The organism is Streptomyces sp. NPDC031100 (assembly GCF_055570785.1).
The window spans coordinates 633927-655141 of sequence record NZ_JBVIGN010000002.1; the positions used below are offsets into that span (position 1 = coordinate 633927).

Here is a 21215-nt window from a genome sequence, read left to right on the forward strand (position 1 = left end):
GTGGGTCAGCCCACGAACTCGACGTCGGAGGTCAGCCAGCGGCCGTCGACGCGCACGAGGTCGAGCTGGAGCCGGTAGGTCCGCGCCTGTCCCTCGGGCGCGGCGGTGTTGGTCACCTTGCTGTCGGCCACCACCAGGACCCGGGCCGAGCGCTCGTCGGACCGCACGATGCCCGCTTCCAGGACCTGTCCCTCGGACACCGACTTGTTCTGGGCGACGAGTTTGGTCAGCTCCGCGGTCTGCGCGGCGAACTGCTTCTTGAAGGCGCCGGTGGCGCCCTTCAGCACGTTGCCGCTGTCCCGGTCGTAGTGCCGGTAGTCGAGCGAGGTGAAGTTCAGCGCCGACTGGCGGGCCGCGGCCAGAACGTCCTGGCGGCGCTGCTCCTCCCCGTGCCGGCCGGCCAGCCCCACGGCGAGCCATCCGCACAGGGCCGTCGTCAGGACCGTCGCGACGACCAGTCCCGCCGTCACCTTGCGGCGCATCCCGTTCACACCATCGGTCCCACGAGCAGCCATTGCCACGACTCCTTTCCGAATACGGCCTGTTCGCCGCCCGTCGAGCCGATCCCGACGGATGTCTGTCCTGAAGCGGCCGACGCACCGGGGGCGTTCTGCGCTCCGCGCGCCGAGGTCGTGCCGCCGCGCGGCGCCGAGCAGTGCGCGCCGGTGTTCGCCGGGCGCCTGCCGGTGTCGGCGGGGTCGCGGCGCCGCGTGCCATAGCCCTGGGTGCACGGCGGCGGGTCGTCGGCGCCCAGCACCATCCCGAAATGGGTGGTGCCGTCGCCGGGGACGACGGTGTAGCTGCCCGCGACGGTGAGCGGGAGGGTGACCAGGGCCTGCTCCACACCGGGCAGCCGTGCCACGGTGACCTGGCCGCCGCTGATGAGGTTGGCCAGCAGGACCCCCAGCTCGGGCCGCACGGAGTTCAGCAGCGAGTTGACCTCCTGCGCGGCGGGCGTGGCGTTGCCGATCAGCCGGCGCAGATCTCCGTCGCTCGATTTGACCTGCTCGGTGAGCGCGGCCAGATCGCGGGAGAACGCCTTGATGGCCGAGCCCTGGTCGGCCTGTGTCTTGAGCACCTTCCGCGAGTCCTCGATCAACGAGACCGTCTCCGGGAGCGACGCGGACGCCGACTCGACCAGCTCGTTGCCGGAGTCCACCAGGCGGCTCAGGTTCGGCCCGGTACCGGCGAAGGCCTTGCCCAGCTCGTCGACGGTGGTGCGCAGATCGTCCTTGCCGACCGAGTTGACCAGCCGGTCGAGGCCGAGGACGAGATCGGTGACGGGCAGCGGGGTCCGGGTGCGGCCGCGCGGGATCGGGCTGCCGTCGATCAGATACGGCCCGCCCGAGCCTCGCGGTTGCAGGTCGACGTACTGCTCACCCACGGCCGAACGGTTGGCGACCACCGCCAGCGTGTCGGCCGGGATCCGCGGCGCACCGTCCTCGATCTTCAGGGACACCGAGACCCCGGAACCGGTCAGCCGCAGATCGCCCACCCGGCCCACCGGCACCCCGCGGTAGGTGACCTCGGAGCCGGGGAAGACGCCTCCGGACTCGGCGAAGTCGGCGTGCACGGTGTAGCCGCGGTCGAGGAGGTCGTCCACCAGGCCGGTGTACTCGGCACCGACGTACGACACCCCGACGGCGGTGACGGCCGCGAAGGCGAGCAGCTGGGCCCTGACCGTACGTGTGATCACGGCAGTATCCCCTTCAGCATGAGCTCGGCGAGGCCGAGGTCGATCCCCTGCGGGAGGCGGTGCGCATCGGCTCCGGTGCCGTAGGCCGCGGTGCACACCGGCGGGCACAGCAGGGTGCTGCCGTCCGTGGGCGTCGAGGGCACGGCGGGCACGGACGGGGTGTCCGGCAGGGACGGGGTGGACGGGAGCGGGGTGGGAGTGGGGACGCCCGGAAGATCCGGGACCCCCGGTTTCGGGGAGGTCCTGCCCTTGCCCGGCTTGTCGGTGACGTTGCCGTAGACCCCTGCGAGGTCCAGATCGGCGGTGATCTTCAGGTTGACGTAGTCGCCCTTGACGGCGTCCACCACGTTGCGCGGGAACGGATAAGTGGTCAGCAGCTCAAGGGAGTTGGGCAGGTCGTCGCCCGCCTTGTTCAGCTCCTGCAGGATGGGCCGCAGCCTCTTGAGGTTGGCGACGGTGTCGTCCCGCGAGGCGTTCACGACCCTGGTGCCGGTCCTGCCGAGCCGGGACAGGCCGGTGAGCATCTTCGTCAGGTCGCGGCGCTGGTCGGCGAGGACCTTCAGGGCGGGCGGCATGGTGTCGACGGCCTGGGCGATCGTCTTCTTCTCCTTCTTCAGCCGCTCGGCCAGCCGGTCGACGCCCTTGAGAGCGCGGACGATGTCCGCCCGCTGGTCGTCGAGGCCGCCGAGGAACGTGTCGAGCTGCTTGAGCAGGGACTTGACCCGGCTCTCGCGGCCGTCCAGAGCCTTGTTCAGCTCGACGGTGATCGTCTTGAGCTGGGCCACCCCGCCGCCGTTCAGCAGCGCGGACAGGGCGGACAGCACCTCCTCGACGTCCGGGTTGCGGCCGCTGCGGGACAGCGGGATGCGGTCGCCGTCGCGGAGCCGTCCGGCCGGCGTGGTGCCGGCCGGGGCGGACAGCGCCACGTACTTCTCGCCGAGCATGCTGGTCTGCCGCAGCTCGGCGACCGCGTTGCCGGGCAGCCTCACCGAGTCGGCGATCCGCAGCCGCACGCGCGCGTGCCAGCCGTCCAGCTCCACCTTCTCGACCGCGCCCACGGTGACGTTGTCGACCTTGACCGCCGACTGCGGCACCAGGTCCATGACGTCCCTGAACTCGACCGTGACGTGGTACGCGCGGCCGTCCGCGGCAGCACCTCCGGGGAGGGGAACGTCGTACCAGCCGTTGAACTCGCAGCCGGTCAGCAGCAGCGAACCGACTGCCGCCCAGGCGGCCACCCGCCCCTTGCGCACCACGTTCATGCCCGGGCCCCCAGGATTCCGCCGAGGGTCCTGTCGACCGTGCCCGTCGCCGCCGGGGCCGACGGCACCTCGGGCAGGGAGTCGAAGAGCTTCTTCAGCTCCGCGCAGTTGCCGTGGTCGTCCCCGGTCGTCCTCAGGAGCGAGCACAGCAGGGACGCCGGGTCCTGTGGCGTCTGCGCGTTGTTGCGGGTGTCGAGGGTGCCGGCGGCGGGGTTGTAGGCGTTCTGCAGGTTCGACAGGCCCGTCGGGGCGACGTCCAACAGCTCCTCCAGTGCGGCCCGTTGGGTGACGAGGACCTTGGTGACCTTGGCCAGGCCCCGCACGTCCGACGTCAGCGCCTTCTTGTTGTTCTTCACGAAGTCGGACACGTCGCCGAGCGCCGCGCCGAGGTTCTTCAGCGCCGCCGCGAGGTCCCCCCGCTCCCCGGCCAGCTGCGCGGCCACCTCGGCGAGGCTGGTGTTGAACGACCGCACGCTCTTGTCGTCCGCCGCCAGCGCGGCCGTGAACACCTGGAGGTTCCGCACGGTGCCGAACAGGTCGCCGCGGCCGTCGGACAGCGTGGTGACCGCCTGGGAAAGGTCCTCGACCGTCCGGTTGAGGTTCCGGCCCTGACCTGCGAGGTTGTCCGCGCTCACCCCGAGCAGCCGCGACAGGGCGCCGTCCTTGTTGGCGCCCTTCGGGCCGAGCGCCTCGGCCGTGGTGTGCAGGCTGTCGAAGATCCGGTCCAGCTCGACGGGTACGGCCGTACGCGACTCGGGGATGACGTCGCCGTCCCGCAGCACCGGGCCCCTCCGGTACACCGGCAGCAGCTGCACGTAACGGTCGCTGACCACCGAGGAGTTGACGATGGCGGCCTGCGCGTCCCCGGGGACCTTGCGCCCCTGGTCGTACTCCAGCTCCACCCGCACCCGGCCGCCCTCCGGTGTGATCTCCTTGACCTCGCCGATGCGGACGCCGAGGACGCGGACGTCGGAGCCGGGGTAGATGCCGACGGTGCGCGGGAAGTACGCCGTGACGCGGACGGGGTCGGGGTGCGGCCACAGGAGGACGGCGAGTGCGACGGCGACCGCGAGTGCGGTGAACAGCGCGAGGAGTCTGCGGGTCATCGGGTGCCTCCCGTCCGTGGCGTGACCGGGGCGGCGACCAGGTTCTGGACGTAGGAGTCGAACCAGCGGCCGTTGCCGAGGGTGTTGGTGAAGAGCCGCACGTAGGGCGCGAGCAGCTTGACGCTCCGGTCGAGGCTCGCCTGGTTGCGTTCGAGCATCTTCACGAAGGTGTGGAGGTTCTTCAGCGCCGGCCCGATCTCCTTCCGGTTGTCCTCGACCAGGCCGGAGAGCTCGATGCCCAGCACGGCGGAGCTCTTGAGGAGGTTGTGGATCGCCGTGCGCCGCTTGCTGATCTCCTTGAACAGCTCGTTCCCGTCCGTCACCAGCGCGGAGAAGTCCTTCGTATGGCCGGCCAGCACCTTGGTGACTCCGTTCGCGTGGTCGAGGAGGTCGCGCAGCGCCTTGTCCCGGGAGGCGACCGTCCGGGAGATCCTCGACAGTCCCTCGATCGACGCGCGCACCTCCTCGGGCGAGTCCTGGAAGGTGACGGAGATCGTGTCCAGCGCCTTCGCGAGCCGGTCCGTGTCGACCTCCTCGGTGGTGGTCGTGAGGTCGCTGAACGCCTGCACGACGTCGTACGCCGACACCGTCCGCCGCAGCGGGATCTCGCTGCCCGGCTTCAACTGGCCGGGTCCCTCGGGGTGCAGGGCCAGGTACTTCGCGCCGAGGATCGTCTTGACCCGGATCGACGCGCCGGTGTCGGTGCCGAACGCCGGGTCGCCCTTGACCTTGAAGGTCACCTTGACGTGGTCGCCGTCCAGGTCGACGCCCTCGACCTTGCCGACCTTGACCCCGGCGATCCGCACCTCGTCGCCCGGCTTGAGCCCGCCCGCCTCCGAGAAGGCCGCGCTGTACGTCTCGCCGCCGCCGATCAGCGGCAGGCTGTCGGCGTTGAACGCGGCGACGGTCAGCAGCGCGAGGACGGTGAGGCCGACGGCGCCCACGATGACGGCGTTCCGCTCGCGGAACGGCTTCAGGCGCGGGCGCTTCAGCCGGATCCGCGGCAGCTTCGGCGGCAGGATGCGGACCTTCACGAGGGGCTCGGGTCGGCGGGGCCTGCCCTTCGGAAAGCGAGGAAGTCCGGGGAGCTGCGGCAGCCTCGGCAGCTTCGGGGGCAGGATCCGTACCTTCACCAACGGCTCGGGACGGCGGCGACGGTGCCGTACGATGCGCAGGCTCATCCGCCGCACCTCGCCCGTGCCACGTGCAGCTCGGGTGTGAGCACCTGCTTCGTCTTCGGCAGCACGATCCGGCCGTCGAAGTCGCAGAGGTAGAAGTTGAACCACGAGCCGTAGGACGCCGTCCCGGTCAGCGCGTTGAGTTTGTTCGGCAGCCGCTTCAGCACGCCCTCCACGGTCTTCTCGTTGTCGTTCAGCGTTCCGGTCAGGTCGGTCAGCCCGGCGATGTCGTCCTTCAGCGACGGGCGCGCGTCCTTCAGCAGCCCGGAAGTGGCGTCGGCGAGGGCGCCGATGTTCACCAGGGAGTCCCCGATGGGCTTGCGGTCGGCGGACAGCCCGGAGATCACCCGTCGGAGCTGTTTGAGCAGCCCGGAGAAGCGGGCGCCGCGCCGGTCGAGCGTCCCCAGGACGGTGTTGAGGTTGTCGATCACCGAGCCGATCAGCTCGTCGCGGTCGGCCAGGGTCGTCGTGAGCGAGGCCGTGTGCGCGAGGAGGCTGTTCACCGTGCCGCCCTCGCCCTGCAAAGTCTTGATGATCTCGGTGGCGAGCTGGTTGACGTCGCTCGGGCTGAGCGCGGCGAACAGCGGCTTGAAGCCGTTCAGCAGCGCGTTGAGGTCCAGCGCGGGCTGGGTCCGGGACAGCGGGATGGTGCCGCCCGGCCGTAGCCGGCGGGTGCCGTCGCCCGCGCCCTCGGTCAGCGCGATGTACCGCTGCCCGACCAGGTTCCGGTAGCGGACGACCGCATGGCTGCTGGCCGGCAGCGGGCGGTCCGCCGTGACGGTGAAGGTGACCTCGGCCAGGGTCCGGTCCTTGATCCGGATGCCCTCGACCTCACCGACCCGCACCCCGGCCACCCGGATGTCGTCGCCCTCCTCCAGCCCGGTCACGTCGGTGAACACCGCGTGGTACGTGTCTCTCGAGGTGAAGGAGACATTGACGATGGTCGCGGCGAGCAGCGCCGTCGCCGCGATCGTGACCAGCGCGAAGAGGCTGAACTTGAGCAGAGGTCCCGCGGTCTGCCGGGCTCCTGTGGTCCTCATGCGACGCTCACCGCCGTTCCGCGGGCCAGCGGACCGAACAGCAGGGTCGCGACGGGCGGCACCTCGTCCGCGGGGACGCCCATGACGGGGGACACGAGCGAGCCGACGGCCCGCTGCTCGGCCCGTGTGGCGGACACGTTGACACCTCCGGGGAGCGCGCCGCCGGAACCGCCGGTCGACGTACCGTCGTTGAGATGGGGTTTCGGCCCGGGCACCTGCGGATGCGGCAGGCCACGGCAGTTCGGGCCCGACCGCTCGCCGTAGACCGGCTCCTCACCGGGCTGGTACGCCGCCTGCGGCCGGACCACCTCGAGGGTGATCCGCATCTCCCCGCCCCGGAACGCCTCCTCCGAGGCCTTCTCCTGTCGGACCAGGCCCTGGAACAGGCACGGGTACTCGGGGGAGTAGCGGGCGAACAGCTCCAGCGTGGGGCGGGAGACCCGGCCCAGGGTGAGCAGCCGGTCGCCGTTCTTGTCGAGGAAGTCCTCGGCGGTGCCGGCCACGGTCGCGGTCGTGCGGAGCGCGGTGGCCAGCTGGTCCCTCTTCTCCACGATCGTGCGGCTGGTGGTGACCGTGTTGCGCAGGATCCGCATCAGGTCGGGCGCGGCGTCGCCGTAGACCTCGGCGACATCGGCGAAGCGCGCGATGTCCTCCTTGATCGACGGCAGGTGCGGGTTCAGGCGCCGCAGATAGCCCTCGACCCGGGTGAGGTTGTCGCCGATCCGGTCGCCGCGGCCCTCCAGTGCGGTGGCGAACGCCGAGAGCGTGGCGTTCAGTTCACCGGGCCTGACCGTGCGCAGCAGCGGCAGCAGGTCGTTCATCAGCTGCTGCACCTCGATGCCGGTCTTCGTGCGGTCCTGGGTGATGACGTCCCCGGCGCGGATGGGCCGAGCCGAGGAGTGCGCCGAGCGGGCGGGCGCCACCAGGTCGACGTACTTCTCGCCGAACAGCGTCTTGGGCAGCAGCCTCGCGTGCACGTCCGAGGGGATGTACGTGACGTACTCCGGCTTGAGTGCGATGTCGAGCGTGGCCTTCGTACCGTCCGTGTGCACCTCGCGCACCTCGCCGACCAGCAGCCCCCGCAGCTTGACGTCGGCACGCGGATCGAGCTGGTTGCCGAGGCTGTCGGCCTCCAGGGTGATGCGCACGACGGCGGTGAACGCCTGCTGGTAGACGGCCACGGCGAGCGACAGCAGCAGCGCGAGCACGGCGATGAAGGCGATGCCGTACAGCCTGAGTCTCAGCACTCTCACAGCCCTCACCCCGCGATCCGTACGGTCGTGTTGGCGCCCCAGATCGCGAGGCTCAGGAAGAAGTCCAGGACGTTGATGGCGACGATGGACGTCCGCACCGCACGGCCCACCGCGACGCCGACGCCCGCCGGGCCGCCGCTCGCGTAGTAGCCGTAGTAGCAGTGCACCAGGATGATCAGGACCGCGAAGACGATCACCTTGCCGAACGACCACAGGACGTCCACCGGCGGCAGGTACTGCTGGAAGTAGTGGTCGTAGGTGCCCGTCGACTGCCCGTAGTAGCCGGTGGTGATGGTGCGGGCGGCCAGGTACGAGGACAGCAGGCCGATCACGTACAGCGGGATCACGGCGACGAAACCGGCGATCATCCTCGTCGTCACCAGGAACGGCAGCGACGGGACGCCCATCACCTCCAGTGCGTCGGTCTCCTCGCTGATCCGCATCGCGCCGAGCTGCGCGGTGAAGCCGGCGCCGACCGTCGCGGACAGGGCGAGCCCGGCGACCAGCGGGGCGATCTCCCGGGTGTTGAAGTACGCCGACAGGAACGCCACGAAGTTGGAGGTGCCCAGCTGGTTGAGGGCGGCGTAGCCCTGGAGGCCGACCTCGGTGCCGGTGAAGAACGACAGGAAGGCGATGACGCCGACCGTGCCACCCACGACGGCGAGCGCGCCGCGCCCGAAGCTGACCTCGGCCAGCAGGCGCAGGATCTCCTTCTTGTAGCGGCGCAGGGTGCGGCCGGTCCACGCGAGCGAGCGGCCGTAGAAGGAGAGTTGGGTGCCCAGCTCTTCGAGGGAGCGCAAGGGGCGATCGAGAAGTCTCATCGGCTAACCCCTCTGCGGGACGACCTGGAAGTACACCGCGGTCATCACGAAGTTGGTCACGAACAGCAACATGAAGGTGATCACCACGGACTGGTTGACCGCGTCGCCCACGCCCTTCGGGCCGCCCTGCGCCGTAAGTCCCTTGTACGAGGCGACGATCGCGGCGATCGCCCCGAACACCAGCGCCTTGATCTCGGCCGCCCACAGGTCGGAGAGCTGCGCGAGCGTGGTGAAGGAGGCGAGGTAGGCACCCGGAGTGCCGTTCTGCAGGACGACGTTGAAGAAGTAGCCGCCCGCGACGCCGACCACCGACACCAGGCCGTTGAGCAGCACGGCTACGACCATGGAGGCCAGCACGCGGGGCACGACGAGCCGGTGGATCGGGTCGATGCCGAGGACCTGCATCGCGTCGATCTCGTCCCGGATCTTCCGCGCCCCGAGGTCCGCGCAGATCGCCGTGCCGCCCGCGCCCGCGATCAGCAGCGCGGTCACGATCGGCGAGGCCTCGCGCAGTACGGCGAGCACCGAGGCGGCACCCGAGAAGGACTGCGCTCCCAACTGCCGGGTGAGGCTGCCGATCTGGAGGGCGATCACCGCGCCGAAGGGGATCGAGACGAGGGCCGTCGGCAGGATCGTCACGCTCGCGACGAACCACGCCTGCTGGATGAACTCCCGTGCCTGGAAGGGGCGTCGAGGCAGCGTCCGTACGACGTCCAGCGCCATCGCGAACAGATTGCCGGAGTGCCGCAGCGCACCCGTCGGGGAGAGGCTCATGCGCCCTTCACCTCCTTCCCGTGCAGCTCGGCCTCCCGTCTCGCGATGGCCTGCCAGCGGGGCGGGCGCGGGATGCCGGGGCTCGGCAGCAGGCGGGGAGTCAGGACATCGACCGAGCCGCCCTCGTCGATCTGCGCCAGCTCCTGCTCGACCTGCGCCGCGTCCTTCTCCTCGGCCATGCCGATCGGCCCCTGCATCCGGCCGTTCAGGAACTGCCGTACGACGGGCTCGTCGCTCGTCAGCAGCTGCTCGCGGGGCCCGAACATCACCAGCTCACGGCGGAACAGCAGCCCGATGTTGTCCGGGACCTGGCGGGCCGAGGCGATGTCGTGCGTGACGATCAGGAAGGTCGCGTCGATCTGCGCGTTGAGGTCGACGATGAGCTGGTTGAGGTAGGCCACGCGCACCGGGTCGAGACCCGAGTCCGGCTCGTCGAAGAGGATGATCTCCGGGTCGAGCACCAGGGCGCGGGCGAGACCGGCCCGCTTGCGCATGCCGCCGGAGATCTCGCCGGGCAGCTTCCCCTCGGCGCCGATCAGCCCGACCATCTCCATCTTCTCGAGCACGATCCGCCGGATCTCGCTCTCGGACCTGCGGGTGTGCTCGCGCAGCGGGAAGGCGATGTTGTCGTACAGGTTCATCGAGCCGAACAGCGCGCCGTCCTGGAACAGCACGCCGAACATCTTCCGCACCTCGTACAGGTCGTGCTCACGCAGCCGGGTGACGTCCCGGCCCGCGACCTTGACCGAGCCGCGCTCCGGTTTCAGCAGCCCGACGAGCGTCTTGAGGAACACCGACTTGCCCGTCCCCGAGGGGCCGAGCATCACCGAGACCTCCCCGGCGGGCAGCGTCAGCGAGACGTCCTGCCAGATGACCTGGTGGCCGAAGGACTTGGTCAGCCCTTCCACACAGATCTCGACACCCATCCGGTCCCACCCTTCGCCCGTGGAGCAGCTCCGACATCTGCTCTACGGGGAGGGGCGGGGCGTCCGTCGCGGCGGAGGCAAGTTTTTTTCGGCCGCGTTTCGGCGGGCGCGTTTACGGGGGCTACGGCACGGTCACGGAAGGCGTGGGTAGGGCCACGGGAACGGACGGCAGGGCGGGAGCACCCGTGACCGACGGGAGCGCCGGCACCGACGGGAGCGCCGGCACCGAGGGAAGCGCCGGCACCGACGGCACCGCCGACTCCACCGGCAGGTCCGGAAGCGGAGGCGACGGGACCTTGGGCAGGGGCGGGACGGAGACCGGTACGGCAGATCCGTCGGCCGGTGACCGAGTCGCCGCCCGGCTCGGGGCCGCCGTCGCCGACGGCGTGTGCGCCTCCGGCGTACGCACCTGCCCGGTGCTCTCCGTCCGCAGCACCTGCGCCCCGCCGGACACGGCAGGCCGCGGAGCCGGAGCATGCCCGCCACCGCCCCCGTCGAGCGCGTACGGCAGCACGAAGCCCGCCACCGCCAGGGTCGCCGCAGTCGAGGTGACCGCCACGGCCTGCGCCTTCCCCGCTCCGCGCGGCCGCCCGCGTCCGAGCAGGAACAGCACGAGCCCGAGCGTCCCGGCCAGCGAGGCGCGCAGCGTCCGCCGGGCCCGGGCCAGCAGCGACTCGACCGTCCGGTAGCTGAGCCCCATCCGCACGGCGACCTGGCTCACGTCCAGATCCTCGGACCTCAGCCGCAGGGCCTCCGCCTGCCGGGCGGGCAGCTCCCCACTGCGGACGGCCACCCACTTCGCCTCGGCCCGGTCGCACACCGCCTCCTCGACCGGCACGGGGCCCGGCGCGTGCAGCGTGGGGCTCGTGCGCACCTCGGCCTCCCGGTTGACCTGCCGGTACCGGTCGACGCACAGCCGCATCGTCACCGTGGTCAGCCAGGCGCCGAGGCGCTCGTCGTCGAGGTCCGGGCGCTCCGCGGCGCGCAGCATCGCCTCGTGCACGGCGTCCTCGGCGTCCTCCAGGCTCATCGACCGGCGCCGGGCCACCTTGAGCAACTGCTCACGGTGGCTCCACATGCGCTGCCAACGCTCGTCGGCGGCCTGTGTCTCCGCAGGCATGTCCGTCGCCATGAGGGCCCCTTTGCGCTCACCACCGGTCGGTGCTTCCGGCGGGTGGCGACATTACCGCCGAGTATCGGCGGTTGTGGAGGGGGCGCAGACCCATCGTGTTCTAGCCGTTGCCGGTCAGCGGACCCGCGTCGGGCAGCACGTCGTCGCCGGGCAGCGTGAGGGTCGGCTCGGGGACGGGGATCAGCGGCGTTTCCGACTCCTTCGGGGCGTCGGCCGTGGAGGACGGCCTGGGGGAGGGCGAGGCGGGGGGCGTGGACGGCGCGCGCGAGGGGCCCGGCCCCGGCTTCCGGTCGTCCGACGGCTTCGGCGAGGGCTTCGGGGTCTTCGGGCGGGACGGCTCCGGCCGGTCCCGGGACTCGCCGGACGCGTCCGGCACCACCCGGTGCCCGGTCAGGAAGTACGCGTACCAGGCCCTGACCGTGCGCAGATAGGCCTCCGAGCGGTTGTAGCCGAGGATCGCCCGGTCCAGCTCGGCGGGGTTCGACAGGTCCCGGCCGCCGGCGCACAGATAGCGCCCGGCGGCGAGCGCCGCGTCGTAGACGTTGTCCGGGTCCGCGTGCCCGTCGCGGTTGCCGTCGGCGCCCCAGCGGGTCCAGGTCGACGGGATGAACTGCATCGGGCCGACCGCGCGGTCGTACACCGCGTCCCCGTCGTAGGCGCCGCCGTCGGTGTCCCGGACGACGGCGAAGGCACCGCCGGTCAGCCGGGGCCCGAGGATCGGCGTCACGGTCGTACCGTCCGGGGTCACCCGGCCGCCCCTCGCCTGCCCGGACTCCACCTGGCCGATCGCGGCCAGCAGCTGCCACCGCAGCCGGCAGCCGGGCGCGGTGCGCGCCAGCTCCGCCTCGGCACGCCGGTACGCGGCGAACACGGTCGCGGGCAGGGCGCCGCCCGTCACTCCCTGTGCCGAGGCCCCCTTACGGGTCCGCAGTGGGGGCAGATCGGTGCCGTAGGGGGCGTCGCCGGAGACGCTGGGGCCGTGATCGGCGGGTGCCGCCTTCCGCGCGGGCTCCGAGGCTTGCGCCGGTACCGCCCCCGGCGCCTGGGACGCGGTCAGCGCGGCCATCGCCGCCGCCGCGATCGCCGTACCCCTGGCACCTCTGAACACGCCTTTTCGGAGTGTGCGCACCTCGTGATCCCCTCCCTGTGTGGATTGCCGTCCCCTGCTCTACGCGGGCGGGCGGTCCGTCCGTCGCGGGAAGGCCGCAGGAGGTCGCAGGAAGGTCGCCGGAAGCCGGACCTCCTCGGGAGGCCGGGTCGGCCCCCATGTCCGTTAAGGTCTCCCCAAGCGGCCGGGGCGGTCCGACCCCGTCGCCGCGGACCTGGCGGAACGCGCGGGTCGGAGCAGATGCCATGGGGGCACAGTGCGACTGAGAGTGGAGTTCACGACCGAGCCCTTCGACCTGGAAGAGGCGCCGGCGCACGCGCTGGCGGCCCGCGAGGTGATCGAGGCGGCGGAGCTGGACGCGGTGGACGTCGGCCCGTTCGGCAACACGGCCGAGGGCGGCGCGGACTCGGTACTGACCGCCGTGGACGCGCTGCTGCGCAGGACCCTGGAGGCCGGTGCCACCCGGATCTCGCTGCAGGTCAACGTGATCGGAGAGGGCGAATGACCGGCAACGGGGACGAGCCCTTCATCACGGCCGTGAAACCGCTGGTCGACGCCATGGGCGGGGAGCTGCTCCCGCCGGACGAGGCCGGCGCCGAGGACGTCGTCCTCGCCTGGGAGGGCGTCGACGTCGTCGCCGTACGCCTGCCCCAGCTCGCCGACTCCCTCGACCACATCCTGGCCGCCATGGAACGCCGCCAGGGCAGGCCGCTGGCCGACCTGGACCGCAAGGCCAAGCAGGAGGTCGTCCGCATACTGGAGGCGCGGGGCGCCTTCGCCGTGCGGCACGGGGTGGAGACCGTGGCGAGCGCGCTGGGCGTCAGCCGCTTCACGGTTTACAACTACCTCAACCGGGAGAAAGGCGCCTGAGCGCAACGGGATCCGTCTTGTTACGCGGAATTTTCAACAAAGTGTTGACGTTGTGTTTCGGAGGGCGTTAGCTGTTCGCAGCCCGTTCAGCACGACGGCCGTTTCCGGCCACGGAGGCTCCCGTGACTACGACTTCCACGCCCCCGGGCCTGGCCCGGTTCAACGTCCTGGAGGAGCACGCGGCTCTCGTCGCCCTCCACGAGGCGTGCGCCTCCACCGAGTGGGGCCGGCGGCTGCTCGCCGCCCGCCCGTACGCCAGCGCCGACGACCTCTACGCCGCCAGCGACGCCGCCATGGCCGAGCTGAGCACCGCGGACCTGGAAGAGGCGATGGCCGGCCACCCGCCGATCGGCCGCCCCAAGCCCGGCGACCCGACCTCCGCCAGGGAGCAGGCCGGCATGGCCGGCGCCGCCGAGGAGCTCAAGGCGGAGATGCTCGAACTGAACCTGGCCTACCAGGAGAAGTTCGGCCACGTCTTCCTCATCTGCGCCACCGGCCGGACCGGCGAGCAGATGCGGGACGCGGTCAAGGAGCGGATCGGCAACTCGCCGGAGCAGGAGCGGGAGATCGTCCGCACCGAGCTGGGCAAGATCAACCGCATCCGGCTGGCCCGACTCGTCGAAGAGGACGCCTGAGACCATGAGCACCAGCACCACCGCCTCCGTGTCCACGCACATCCTGGACACCTCCGTCGGCCGCCCCGCCGAGGGCGTCGCCATCCAGCTCTCCGCCCGCTCGGGCCGGATCGCCCATTACGGGCAAGGAGGGGACTGGCAGGCGCTCGGCGGCTCCGCGACCGACGCCGACGGCCGGTGCAAGGACCTTCCGGACCTGCCGGAGGGGACGACACACGTACGGCTCGACTTCGCGGTCGAGGCGTATTTCGAGAAGAAGCAAGCCGATGCGCAGCAGGACGCCCCCGCGAATCGGGACAGCGGTGCCGTGTTCTTCCCCGAGGTGGCGATCACTTTCGCCGTGAACCCCGGGGAGCACTACCACGTACCGCTGCTGCTCAACCCGTTCGGCTACTCCGTTTACCGAGGGAGCTAGCTAAATGCCCACCATCCTGGGACAGAACCAGTACGGCAAGGCCGAGAACCGAGTCGTAAAGATCACGCGGGACGGCGCCACCCACCACATCAAGGACCTCAACGTCTCCGTCGCCCTGAGCGGCGACATGGACGAGGTCCACTACTCCGGCTCCAACGCCAACGTCCTGCCGACGGACACCACCAAGAACACGGTGTACGCGTTCGCCAAGGAGTACGGCATCGAGTCGGCCGAGCAGTTCGGCATCCACCTGGCCCGCCACTTCGTGACGAGCCAGGAGCCGATCCACCAGGCCCGGATCCGCATCGAGGAGTACGCCTGGGAGCGGATCGCGACCTCCGACGCCAACTCCAAGTTCATCGGCTCCGACGAGGTCAAGCACTCCTTCGTCCGCAAGGGCCAGGAGACCCGGGTCACCCAGATCACCTTCGACGGTGAGAAGTGGGAGGTCATCTCCGGTCTGAAGGACCTGATCGTGATGAACTCCACCAACTCCGAGTTCTGGGGCTACGTCAAGGACAAGTACACGACCCTCCAGGAGGCGTACGACCGCATCCTGGCCACCCAGGTCTCCGGCCGCTGGCGGTTCAACTGGACCGACGACGAGCAGAAGATGCCCAACTGGGAGAAGTCCTACGAGCAGGTCAAGAAGCACATGCTCCAGGCCTTCGCCGAGACGTACTCCCTCTCCCTGCAGCAGACGCTGTACCAGATGGGCGCGCGCATCATCAACAACCGCAGCGAGATCGACGAGGTCCGCTTCTCCCTGCCGAACAAGCACCACTTCCTGGTCGACCTGGAGCCCTTCGGGCTCAAGAACGACAACGAGGTCTACTACGCCGCCGACCGGCCCTACGGCCTGATCGAGGCGACCATCCTCCGGGACGGCTGCGAGCCGAAGATCCCGGTGGACCTCACCAACCTCTGACCTCATCGAATCGAATCTTCGGCACCCGTGACCGGGGAGCTGTCCTCCCCGGTCGCGGCACTCAAAACTCCTAGGGTCCTGCCGTGCCCTCTCCCCAGAGTCCACTGAGCGAAAAGGACGAATCATGGCAGCAGCCCAGCGCATCGTCATCGAGAACTGTTCGATCGCGACCGTCGACGCCGACGACACCGAGTACGCCTCCGGGTACCTGGTCATCGCCGGCAACCGCATCGAGGCGATCGGCGCGGGCAAGGCCCCCGAGGGCCTGGAGAACGTCGTACGCCGTATCGACGCCACCGGGCACCTCGTGACCCCCGGCCTGATCAACACCCACCACCATTTCTACCAGTGGATCACCCGGGGCCTGGCCACGGACCACAACCTCTTCAACTGGCTGGTGGCGCTCTACCCGACCTGGGCGCGCATCGACGAGCAGATGGCGTACTCCGCGGCCCAGGGCTCGCTCGCGATGATGGCCCGCGGTGGCGTCACCACCGCCATGGACCACCACTACGTCTACCCGCAGGGCTCCGGCGACCTGTCCGGCGCGATCATCCGCGCCGCCCGCGAGATGGGCGTCCGCTTCACCCTGGCCCGCGGCTCCATGGACCGCAGCGAGAAGGACGGCGGCCTGCCCCCGGACTTCGCCGTGGAGACCCTCGAGGGCGCGCTGTCCGCCACCGAGGCGACGGTCAAGGAGCACCACGACGCCTCCTTCGACGCGATGACCCAGGTCGCCGTCGCCCCCTGCTCCCCCTTCTCCGTCTCCACCGAACTGCTCAGGCAGGGCGCGGAGCTGGCCCGCCGACTCGGCGTGCGGCTGCACACCCACGGCTCGGAGACCGTGGAGGAGGAGAAGTTCTGCCACGAGCTGTTCGGCATGGGCCCGACCGACTACTTCGAGTCCACCGGCTGGCTCGGCGAGGACGTGTGGATGGCGCACTGCGTCCACATGAACGACTCCGACATCGCCGCCTTCGGCCGGACCAAGACCGGTGTGGCGCACTGCCCGTCGTCCAACGCCCGCCTCGCGGCCGGCATCGCCCGGGTGCCGGACATGCTGGCGGCCGGCGTCCCGGTCGGCCTCGGCGTCGACGGTACGGCGTCCAACGAGTCGGGTGAGCTGCACACCGAGCTGCGCAACGCCCTCCTCATCAACCGCCTCGGCGCCCACCGCGAGGCCGCGCTCAACGCCCGCCAGGCGCTGCGCCTCGGCACCTACGGCGGCGCCCAGGTGCTCGGCCGCGCGGCCGAGACCGGCTCCCTGGAGGCCGGCAAGCTGGCCGACCTGGTGCTGTGGAAGCTGGACACGCTCGCCCACGCCTCCATCGCCGACCCGGTGACCGCGCTGGTCTTCGGTGCGGCGGCCCCGGTCACCGCCTCCTTCGTCAACGGACGTCAGATCGTCGAGAACGGCCGCCTGCTGACCGTCGACGAGGACGCCATCGCCCGCTCCACGCGGGACGAGGCCCAGCGCCTGGCGCGCATCGCCGCCCAGGGCTGAGCCACCACCGAACTCCGGCCGGGAGGGACGGCTCCCGGCCGGCAGCCGTGGACCCGAGCGGGGTCCATGGCGGCCGTCTCCGGGGCGCGCGTAGCAAGCGCGCGCCCCGGAACGGTCACCGTCCTCAAGGCCCCTCGAAGGGCCTCCGGTCCCGCACGACCGCGCACCACCTCCCTGAAACCCACGGTTCGCCTTTCTCGCAGCCAGTGTTACCCGACCGGAGGAGCCGCCCGTGTCCGCCCAGATCGTTGACCCCGTCGACGAGACCCACCCAGTCGACGAGAAACTCCCCGCCCTCAAGATGGCGACCACCGGTCTGCAGCACGTGGCCGCCATGTACGCGGGAGTCGTCGCCCCACCCCTGATCGTCGGCGCGGCCATAGGCCTGTCCGGCACCGACCTCACCTTCCTCACCGGCGCCTGCCTGTTCACCGCGGGCCTCGCCACCTTCCTGCAGACCCTCGGCTTCTGGAAGATCGGCGCCCGGCTGCCGTTCGTCAACGGCGTCACCTTCGCCGGTGTCGCCCCGATGACCGCGATCGTCGCCTCCGCGCACGACAAGTCCGATGCCCTGCCGATCATCTACGGCGCGGTCATCGTCGCCGGCCTCCTCGGCTTCCTGGCGGCCCCCTTCTTCAGCAAGGCCGTCCGCTTCTTCCCGCCGGTCGTCACCGGCTCCGTGATCACCCTCATCGGCGTGTCCCTGCTCCCGGTCGCCTTCAACTGGGCCCAGGGCCCCAACCCCGCCGCGCACGACTACGGTTCGGGCACCAACCTGGGCCTCGCGGCCGCCACGCTCCTGATCGTCCTGCTGCTGCGCCGCTTCACCCGCGGCTTCGTCAAGCAGATCGCCGTACTCCTGGGCCTGGTCATCGGCACGCTCGTCGCGATCCCCTTCGGCGCCACGGACTTCGGACCGGTCGCCGACGCGGACGTGATCGGCTTCCCGACGCCGTTCCACTTCGGCGCACCCCAGTTCCAGCTCGCCGCGATCCTGTCCCTGTGCGTGGTGATGGTCGTCTCGATGACCGAGTCGACCGCCGACATGCTGGCGCTGGGCGAGATCGTGGAACGCCCGGCCGACCAGCGGACGATCGCCGCCGGCCTGCGCGCCGACACCCTCGGCTCGGCCCTCAGCCCCCTCTTCAACGGCTTCATGTGCAGCGCCTTCGCGCAGAACATCGGCCTGGTCGCGATGACGAGGATCCGCAGCCGGTTCGTCGTCGCCACGGGCGGCGCCTTCCTGGTCCTGATGGGCCTGTGCCCGATGGCCGCCTCACTGATCGCGGTCGTACCCCGCCCGGTCCTCGGCGGAGCCGGCGTCGTCCTCTTCGGCTCGGTGGCGGCCAGCGGCATCCAGACCCTGGTGCGGGCGGGTCTGGAGAAGGACAACAACGTCCTGATCGTCGCCGTCTCCCTCGCGGTCGGCATCATCCCGATCACGGCGCCGGACTTCTACCACGCGTTCCCCGAGACCGCTCGGATCGTCCTGGACTCGGGCATCTCCACCGGCTGTGTCGCGGCCGTGCTGCTCAACCTGGTCTTCAACCACCTCGGCAAGCAGCGGGACGCGCAGGACGTGACCCATCCGATGGAAGCGGGGGAGGAGCTGGCTTCCGCACACTGAGCCGTACCGGCCCGTCGACGAGGCCGCGGTCAATCCCCGGCCTCGTCGACGGCCGCCCCTCGGCACTTCGCGGACTCCTCGGTGACAGAGCGCAGCAGGTCCGCGTCGTGGGCCACCGCGGTGATCACCTCGTCGTACACGGCGACCGCCTCCGCGTACCGGCCCTGCGCGCGGTGGCAGCGGGCCCGCCACAGCCGGACGTTCCAAGGGACCTGCTCCTCGCCCGCCGCGGTCACCGCCGCCTCCACCCGGTCCATCTCATGGGCGGCGGCATCGGCCCGTCGGCGGTGGAGCAGGACACGGACCAGGGCGATCCGGACCTTGACGACGGCCGTGTCCGAGGAGTCGAGTACGGCGAGGTCCTGGTCCAGCAAGGCCCGCAGCTCCGTCTCGGCCTGAGCCGCCTCGCCCAACCTGACCCGTAGGTCCACACGCGCACGGTGCAGACGGATCAGGGCAGGCAGAGCCTCGGCGGTGGTGTGCGGGTCCGACCGGTAGCGTTCGAGCACGTCACCGAGCAGGTCCAGCGCCTCGCGGGCACGGTCCTGGCGGACGAGATTCTCGGCCAGGTGCCGGCACATGTCCTGGTAGAGCGGTGACCGGGTCTCCGCCGCCGCCTCCAGCTCGGCGAGAATGCCGCGATACAGCTCCTCGGCTTCGGGCAGCAGTCGCGCGGAGTCGAGCGCATGGGCCGCGTGGTGAGCGACGGAGACGTCGAGGGCGTCCTCGCGCAGCTCGATCTCCCGCTTCAGGGCACGTGCCTCGGCTGCGGCCTCTTCCGTCCTGCCCAGTGCGGCCAGGGTACCGACCAGGTCGGCCACGGCCACGACCACATGCCCCGAAGCCTGCTGCGCCTGCCGCAACGACTCGACGGTGCCCTTCAACTCACGCTCGGCTGGGCCGAGTTCGCCCACACTCCGCAGGGCCCTCGCCCACCCCAAGCGCGCCAGAACCGTCTCCTTGTGGTCGGGCCCCAGTTGTTGGCAGAGCCCCAGGAACAGTTCGTGGGTCGCGGCCACCCACTCGGGGCCCCTGAAAGCGTCGTGGTGCAAGCGGTGAATGGTGGCCCTGAGCCGATCGTCGTGCGGGAGCGTGCCGGAGCGCTCCATCAGCAGGGCGACCAGTTCCCGGCCGAGATCGTGGCTGTTGGAGGAGGCGCTGAAGAAATCAGCCGCTACCCCGGCCTTCAGAAAAGCGGTGAGTGAGGGGCCGTCCTCCGGTGGCACCGCGCGGATCCCGGCCATGACGTGAGGTACCAGGAGCTGCCAGACCTTCCACATCTCCGGGGCGACAGACACCTCGGCCAGCACCTCGGCGATCCAGGACGCGCCCCGCCACAGCTCGGCCCGGGCGGGTCCGGCGGCGGCCCGCATCTGCTGCGCGTTCGTCTCCAGCACCAGGGGATGCGCCGTCAGGCACGGCATCACCCCGTGCGTACCGGTCTCGTGATCGACCGCGACCGTGACGTCCTCCACCGTGAGCAGACTCAGGTCCACCAGCGCTTCCAGAGCCGCCTCGCACCGCTCGGCCCCCTCGGGGAAGAGGTCTGGTTTCGTCTCCACGGCCCGCTGCAGCACCGGCACCGGAAACGGCGCCCGGCCGAAGCAGGACAGCAGCCGCATCAGCACCCGCGCTTCCGGGAGCCCCTGCTCGGCGAGCAGGTCGAGGCTCATCTCCCAGGTACGGCTGACCAGCCGGCGCAGCCGCCGTTCCCCCGCAGCCCCGCCCTCCGGTTCGCCCAGATCGAGCAACTCGGCACCCAGCCGGTCCAGTTCACGCGCGTATCCGGCGAAGTCCTGGACGGACCCGCGCAGCAGCCCGAACCCGCGCCGGGTGCGGGCCAGATACGACCCCGCGAGCCGCAGCGCCAGCGGCAGCCCGCCGAGCCGCTCGGCGAGCAGCCGGGCGTCCCCCGTCGGACCCGCGTCGCCCGCGAAGTCCATCAGGACGGCGGCCCCGTCCGCCGGTGACAGGACGTCCACGGCCCGGCGCCGAGCCTGTCCACCCCACACCACCGGGTTGCCGATCCGTGTGGTGACGACGGTGAGCCCGGCCGGGCTGGTCCGGATCCAGCCGGTGCCGTCACCCACCGCACCGTCCTGCGAGGCGGCCACCGCCGGCTCGTCGACGTTGTCGACCACGAGCAGCCACGGCTCGCCCGCCCGGTCGAGGGCCCGCCACACCAGGTCCGTCGCACTCGATCGTCCCGACCAGGCCGCCTCGACCTCCTGCTCGGAGACCCCCAGCTCCCGCGCGACCTGACGCATTCCGGTGGCCAGCCGGTCCCGGGTGGTGGCCGAGATCCAGAAAACCCGGCGCCCCTGCCGGTGAGCCCGCTGGGCCAGCCGCAGGGCCACCGTGGTCTTGCCGCAGCCCCCGAGCCCGTGCAGCACCTGGACCCGGTCCGTGCCCTCCAGCAACTCCCGCTCCAGCGTGGCCAGCAGGTCGTCCCGGCCCCGCACCTGGCCCGGCAGCTCACCGTACGGCGCGCGGACGGAAAAGGTGCCGGGCACCTCCGCGGCACCCTCGCGCCCGGCGGCCGTGACCCCGAGGGTCGCCGTCCGCACACCGGCCGCCGTGGCCGGCCGGTCCCGCCGGGCGCTCTTCCACTGCTTCTCGGCCTCCTTCGCCTCCTCCACGGCCCGCTGCCACGAGGTGTCGGGCCTCACCCCGCCGACCTTGAGCAGGGCCGCGACGGTGGTCCAGCTCGGCGCCCGCGTGCCCGACAGGGCATCCGAGACTGTCGTCCGGCTCACGTCGCAGGAGGCCGCGATGTCCCGGACGCCGCTGAATCCCACGTCGGACAGCAGCTGCCGCAGCCGCAGGGCCACTTTCCGCATCGCGTCGGGCGCATCCGGGTCGGGGGGCGCCAACGCCAGTCCCCGCGTCGACGGCCTGCGCTCCCGGCCCGTCCTCATACGCTCCTCCGCCCCCGTGGTG

General features: G+C 71.0%; 20 protein-coding genes. 7 read left to right on the forward strand and 13 right to left on the reverse strand.

Translation table 11 applies throughout. From position 1 onward, the window contains the following. Positions 1–5: 5 nt before the first annotated feature. The 12 genes from ACZ5DS_RS07005 to ACZ5DS_RS07060 all read right to left on the reverse strand — a co-directional run bounded on the left by ACZ5DS_RS07005 (position 6) and on the right by ACZ5DS_RS07060 (position 12296). Entirely contained in the window at positions 6–515 is a 510-nt protein-coding gene (locus ACZ5DS_RS07005) for a hypothetical protein (RefSeq protein WP_468234833.1), read from the reverse strand. Beyond that, positions 488–1696 carry an MCE family protein gene (locus ACZ5DS_RS07010; protein ID WP_468234834.1) on the reverse strand — a complete coding sequence of 403 codons (1209 nt, stop codon included), beginning with the start codon at positions 1694–1696 and terminating at the stop codon, positions 488–490. Before ACZ5DS_RS07010 ends, ACZ5DS_RS07005 begins: the two co-directional genes overlap by 28 nt. Then, positions 1693–2958, reverse strand: coding sequence for an MCE family protein (locus tag ACZ5DS_RS07015; protein WP_468234835.1), 1266 nt, complete (start codon positions 2956–2958; stop codon positions 1693–1695). The genes ACZ5DS_RS07010 and ACZ5DS_RS07015 overlap by 4 nt, the downstream gene beginning before the upstream one ends. Then, positions 2955–4064, reverse strand: coding sequence for an MCE family protein (locus ACZ5DS_RS07020; RefSeq protein WP_468234836.1), 1110 nt, complete (start codon positions 4062–4064; stop codon positions 2955–2957). The genes ACZ5DS_RS07015 and ACZ5DS_RS07020 overlap by 4 nt, the downstream gene beginning before the upstream one ends. Then, positions 4061–5245 carry an MCE family protein gene (locus tag ACZ5DS_RS07025; RefSeq protein WP_468234838.1) on the reverse strand — a complete coding sequence of 395 codons (1185 nt, stop codon included), beginning with the start codon at positions 5243–5245 and terminating at the stop codon, positions 4061–4063. Before ACZ5DS_RS07025 ends, ACZ5DS_RS07020 begins: the two co-directional genes overlap by 4 nt. Then, a complete protein-coding gene (locus tag ACZ5DS_RS07030) occupies positions 5242–6282 on the reverse strand; it encodes an MCE family protein (RefSeq protein WP_468234839.1) in 1041 nt (346 codons plus the stop codon). Before ACZ5DS_RS07030 ends, ACZ5DS_RS07025 begins: the two co-directional genes overlap by 4 nt. Further along, entirely contained in the window at positions 6279–7535 is a 1257-nt protein-coding gene (locus ACZ5DS_RS07035; protein ID WP_468234840.1) for an MCE family protein, read from the reverse strand. Before ACZ5DS_RS07035 ends, ACZ5DS_RS07030 begins: the two co-directional genes overlap by 4 nt. Before the next feature lie 5 nt (positions 7536–7540). Beyond that, positions 7541–8356: an MlaE family ABC transporter permease gene (locus ACZ5DS_RS07040; RefSeq protein WP_468234842.1), complete on the reverse strand. Its 816-nt coding sequence runs from the start codon at positions 8354–8356 to the stop codon at positions 7541–7543. 3 nt (positions 8357–8359) lie between these two features. After that, positions 8360–9130, reverse strand: coding sequence for an MlaE family ABC transporter permease (locus ACZ5DS_RS07045; RefSeq protein WP_468234843.1), 771 nt, complete (start codon positions 9128–9130; stop codon positions 8360–8362). After that, positions 9127–10056: an ABC transporter ATP-binding protein gene (locus tag ACZ5DS_RS07050; RefSeq protein ID WP_468234844.1), complete on the reverse strand. Its 930-nt coding sequence runs from the start codon at positions 10054–10056 to the stop codon at positions 9127–9129. Before ACZ5DS_RS07050 ends, ACZ5DS_RS07045 begins: the two co-directional genes overlap by 4 nt. A 121-nt stretch (positions 10057–10177) precedes the next feature. Further along, positions 10178–11188: an RNA polymerase sigma factor gene (locus tag ACZ5DS_RS07055; protein WP_468234845.1), complete on the reverse strand. Its 1011-nt coding sequence runs from the start codon at positions 11186–11188 to the stop codon at positions 10178–10180. Between the two features lie 100 nt (positions 11189–11288). Next, a complete protein-coding gene (locus tag ACZ5DS_RS07060) occupies positions 11289–12296 on the reverse strand; it encodes a lytic transglycosylase domain-containing protein (protein WP_468234847.1) in 1008 nt (335 codons plus the stop codon). Positions 12297–12552: 256 nt separating this feature from the next. On the opposite strand from ACZ5DS_RS07060, the gene ACZ5DS_RS07065 reads away from it, so the two are divergent. From ACZ5DS_RS07065 to ACZ5DS_RS07095, 7 genes are all read left to right on the forward strand, one after another. Beyond that, on the forward strand, positions 12553–12801 hold the full coding sequence (locus ACZ5DS_RS07065) for a hypothetical protein (RefSeq protein WP_468234848.1): 249 nt from the start codon (positions 12553–12555) through the stop codon (positions 12799–12801). Further along, a complete protein-coding gene (locus ACZ5DS_RS07070; RefSeq protein WP_468234849.1) occupies positions 12798–13166 on the forward strand; it encodes a helix-turn-helix domain-containing protein in 369 nt (122 codons plus the stop codon). The genes ACZ5DS_RS07065 and ACZ5DS_RS07070 overlap by 4 nt, the downstream gene beginning before the upstream one ends. A gap of 122 nt (positions 13167–13288) precedes the next feature. Further along, positions 13289–13801, forward strand: a complete 513-nt coding sequence (gene uraD / locus ACZ5DS_RS07075; protein WP_468234850.1) for a 2-oxo-4-hydroxy-4-carboxy-5-ureidoimidazoline decarboxylase — start codon at positions 13289–13291, stop codon at positions 13799–13801. Between the two features lie 4 nt (positions 13802–13805). Then, positions 13806–14216, forward strand: a complete 411-nt coding sequence (gene uraH, locus ACZ5DS_RS07080) for a hydroxyisourate hydrolase (RefSeq protein WP_468234851.1) — start codon at positions 13806–13808, stop codon at positions 14214–14216. Positions 14217–14220: 4 nt separating this feature from the next. Further along, the gene (gene pucL, locus ACZ5DS_RS07085) at positions 14221–15144 is read left to right on the forward strand and encodes a factor-independent urate hydroxylase (RefSeq protein ID WP_468234852.1); all 924 of its coding nucleotides are present in this window, start codon (positions 14221–14223) and stop codon (positions 15142–15144) included. A gap of 124 nt (positions 15145–15268) precedes the next feature. After that, the gene (locus ACZ5DS_RS07090) at positions 15269–16648 is read left to right on the forward strand and encodes an 8-oxoguanine deaminase (protein WP_468234854.1); all 1380 of its coding nucleotides are present in this window, start codon (positions 15269–15271) and stop codon (positions 16646–16648) included. 232 nt (positions 16649–16880) lie between these two features. After that, positions 16881–18275 (forward strand): nucleobase:cation symporter-2 family protein, encoded by a 1395-nt coding sequence (locus ACZ5DS_RS07095; RefSeq protein ID WP_468234855.1) that lies wholly within the window; start codon positions 16881–16883, stop codon positions 18273–18275. Positions 18276–18304: 29 nt separating this feature from the next. On the opposite strand, the gene ACZ5DS_RS07100 is transcribed toward ACZ5DS_RS07095, so the two are convergent. Next, positions 18305–21193, reverse strand: a complete 2889-nt coding sequence (locus ACZ5DS_RS07100) for an AAA family ATPase (RefSeq protein WP_468234856.1) — start codon at positions 21191–21193, stop codon at positions 18305–18307. Positions 21194–21215: the final 22 nt, after the last annotated feature.

Excerpts from the sequence above, each read along its gene's own strand:
- ACZ5DS_RS07050 (WP_468234844.1), bottom strand. The coding sequence starts at position 10,056 with ATGGGTGTCGAGATCTGTGTGGAAGGGCTGACCAAGTCCTTCGGCCAC.
- ACZ5DS_RS07070 (WP_468234849.1), top strand. The coding sequence starts at position 12,798 with ATGACCGGCAACGGGGACGAGCCCTTCATCACGGCCGTGAAACCGCTG.
- ACZ5DS_RS07025 (WP_468234838.1), bottom strand. The coding sequence starts at position 5,245 with ATGAGCCTGCGCATCGTACGGCACCGTCGCCGCCGTCCCGAGCCGTTG.
- ACZ5DS_RS07055 (WP_468234845.1), bottom strand. The coding sequence starts at position 11,188 with ATGGCGACGGACATGCCTGCGGAGACACAGGCCGCCGACGAGCGTTGG.
- ACZ5DS_RS07015 (WP_468234835.1), bottom strand. The coding sequence starts at position 2,958 with ATGAACGTGGTGCGCAAGGGGCGGGTGGCCGCCTGGGCGGCAGTCGGT.
- uraH (WP_468234851.1), top strand. The coding sequence starts at position 13,806 with ATGAGCACCAGCACCACCGCCTCCGTGTCCACGCACATCCTGGACACC.
- ACZ5DS_RS07090 (WP_468234854.1), top strand. The coding sequence starts at position 15,269 with ATGGCAGCAGCCCAGCGCATCGTCATCGAGAACTGTTCGATCGCGACC.
- ACZ5DS_RS07100 (WP_468234856.1), bottom strand. The coding sequence starts at position 21,193 with ATGAGGACGGGCCGGGAGCGCAGGCCGTCGACGCGGGGACTGGCGTTG.
- pucL (WP_468234852.1), top strand. The coding sequence starts at position 14,221 with ATGCCCACCATCCTGGGACAGAACCAGTACGGCAAGGCCGAGAACCGA.
- ACZ5DS_RS07020 (WP_468234836.1), bottom strand. The coding sequence starts at position 4,064 with ATGACCCGCAGACTCCTCGCGCTGTTCACCGCACTCGCGGTCGCCGTC.
- ACZ5DS_RS07040 (WP_468234842.1), bottom strand. The coding sequence starts at position 8,356 with ATGAGACTTCTCGATCGCCCCTTGCGCTCCCTCGAAGAGCTGGGCACC.
- ACZ5DS_RS07045 (WP_468234843.1), bottom strand. The coding sequence starts at position 9,130 with ATGAGCCTCTCCCCGACGGGTGCGCTGCGGCACTCCGGCAATCTGTTC.
- ACZ5DS_RS07005 (WP_468234833.1), bottom strand. The coding sequence starts at position 515 with ATGGCTGCTCGTGGGACCGATGGTGTGAACGGGATGCGCCGCAAGGTG.
- ACZ5DS_RS07030 (WP_468234839.1), bottom strand. The coding sequence starts at position 6,282 with ATGAGGACCACAGGAGCCCGGCAGACCGCGGGACCTCTGCTCAAGTTC.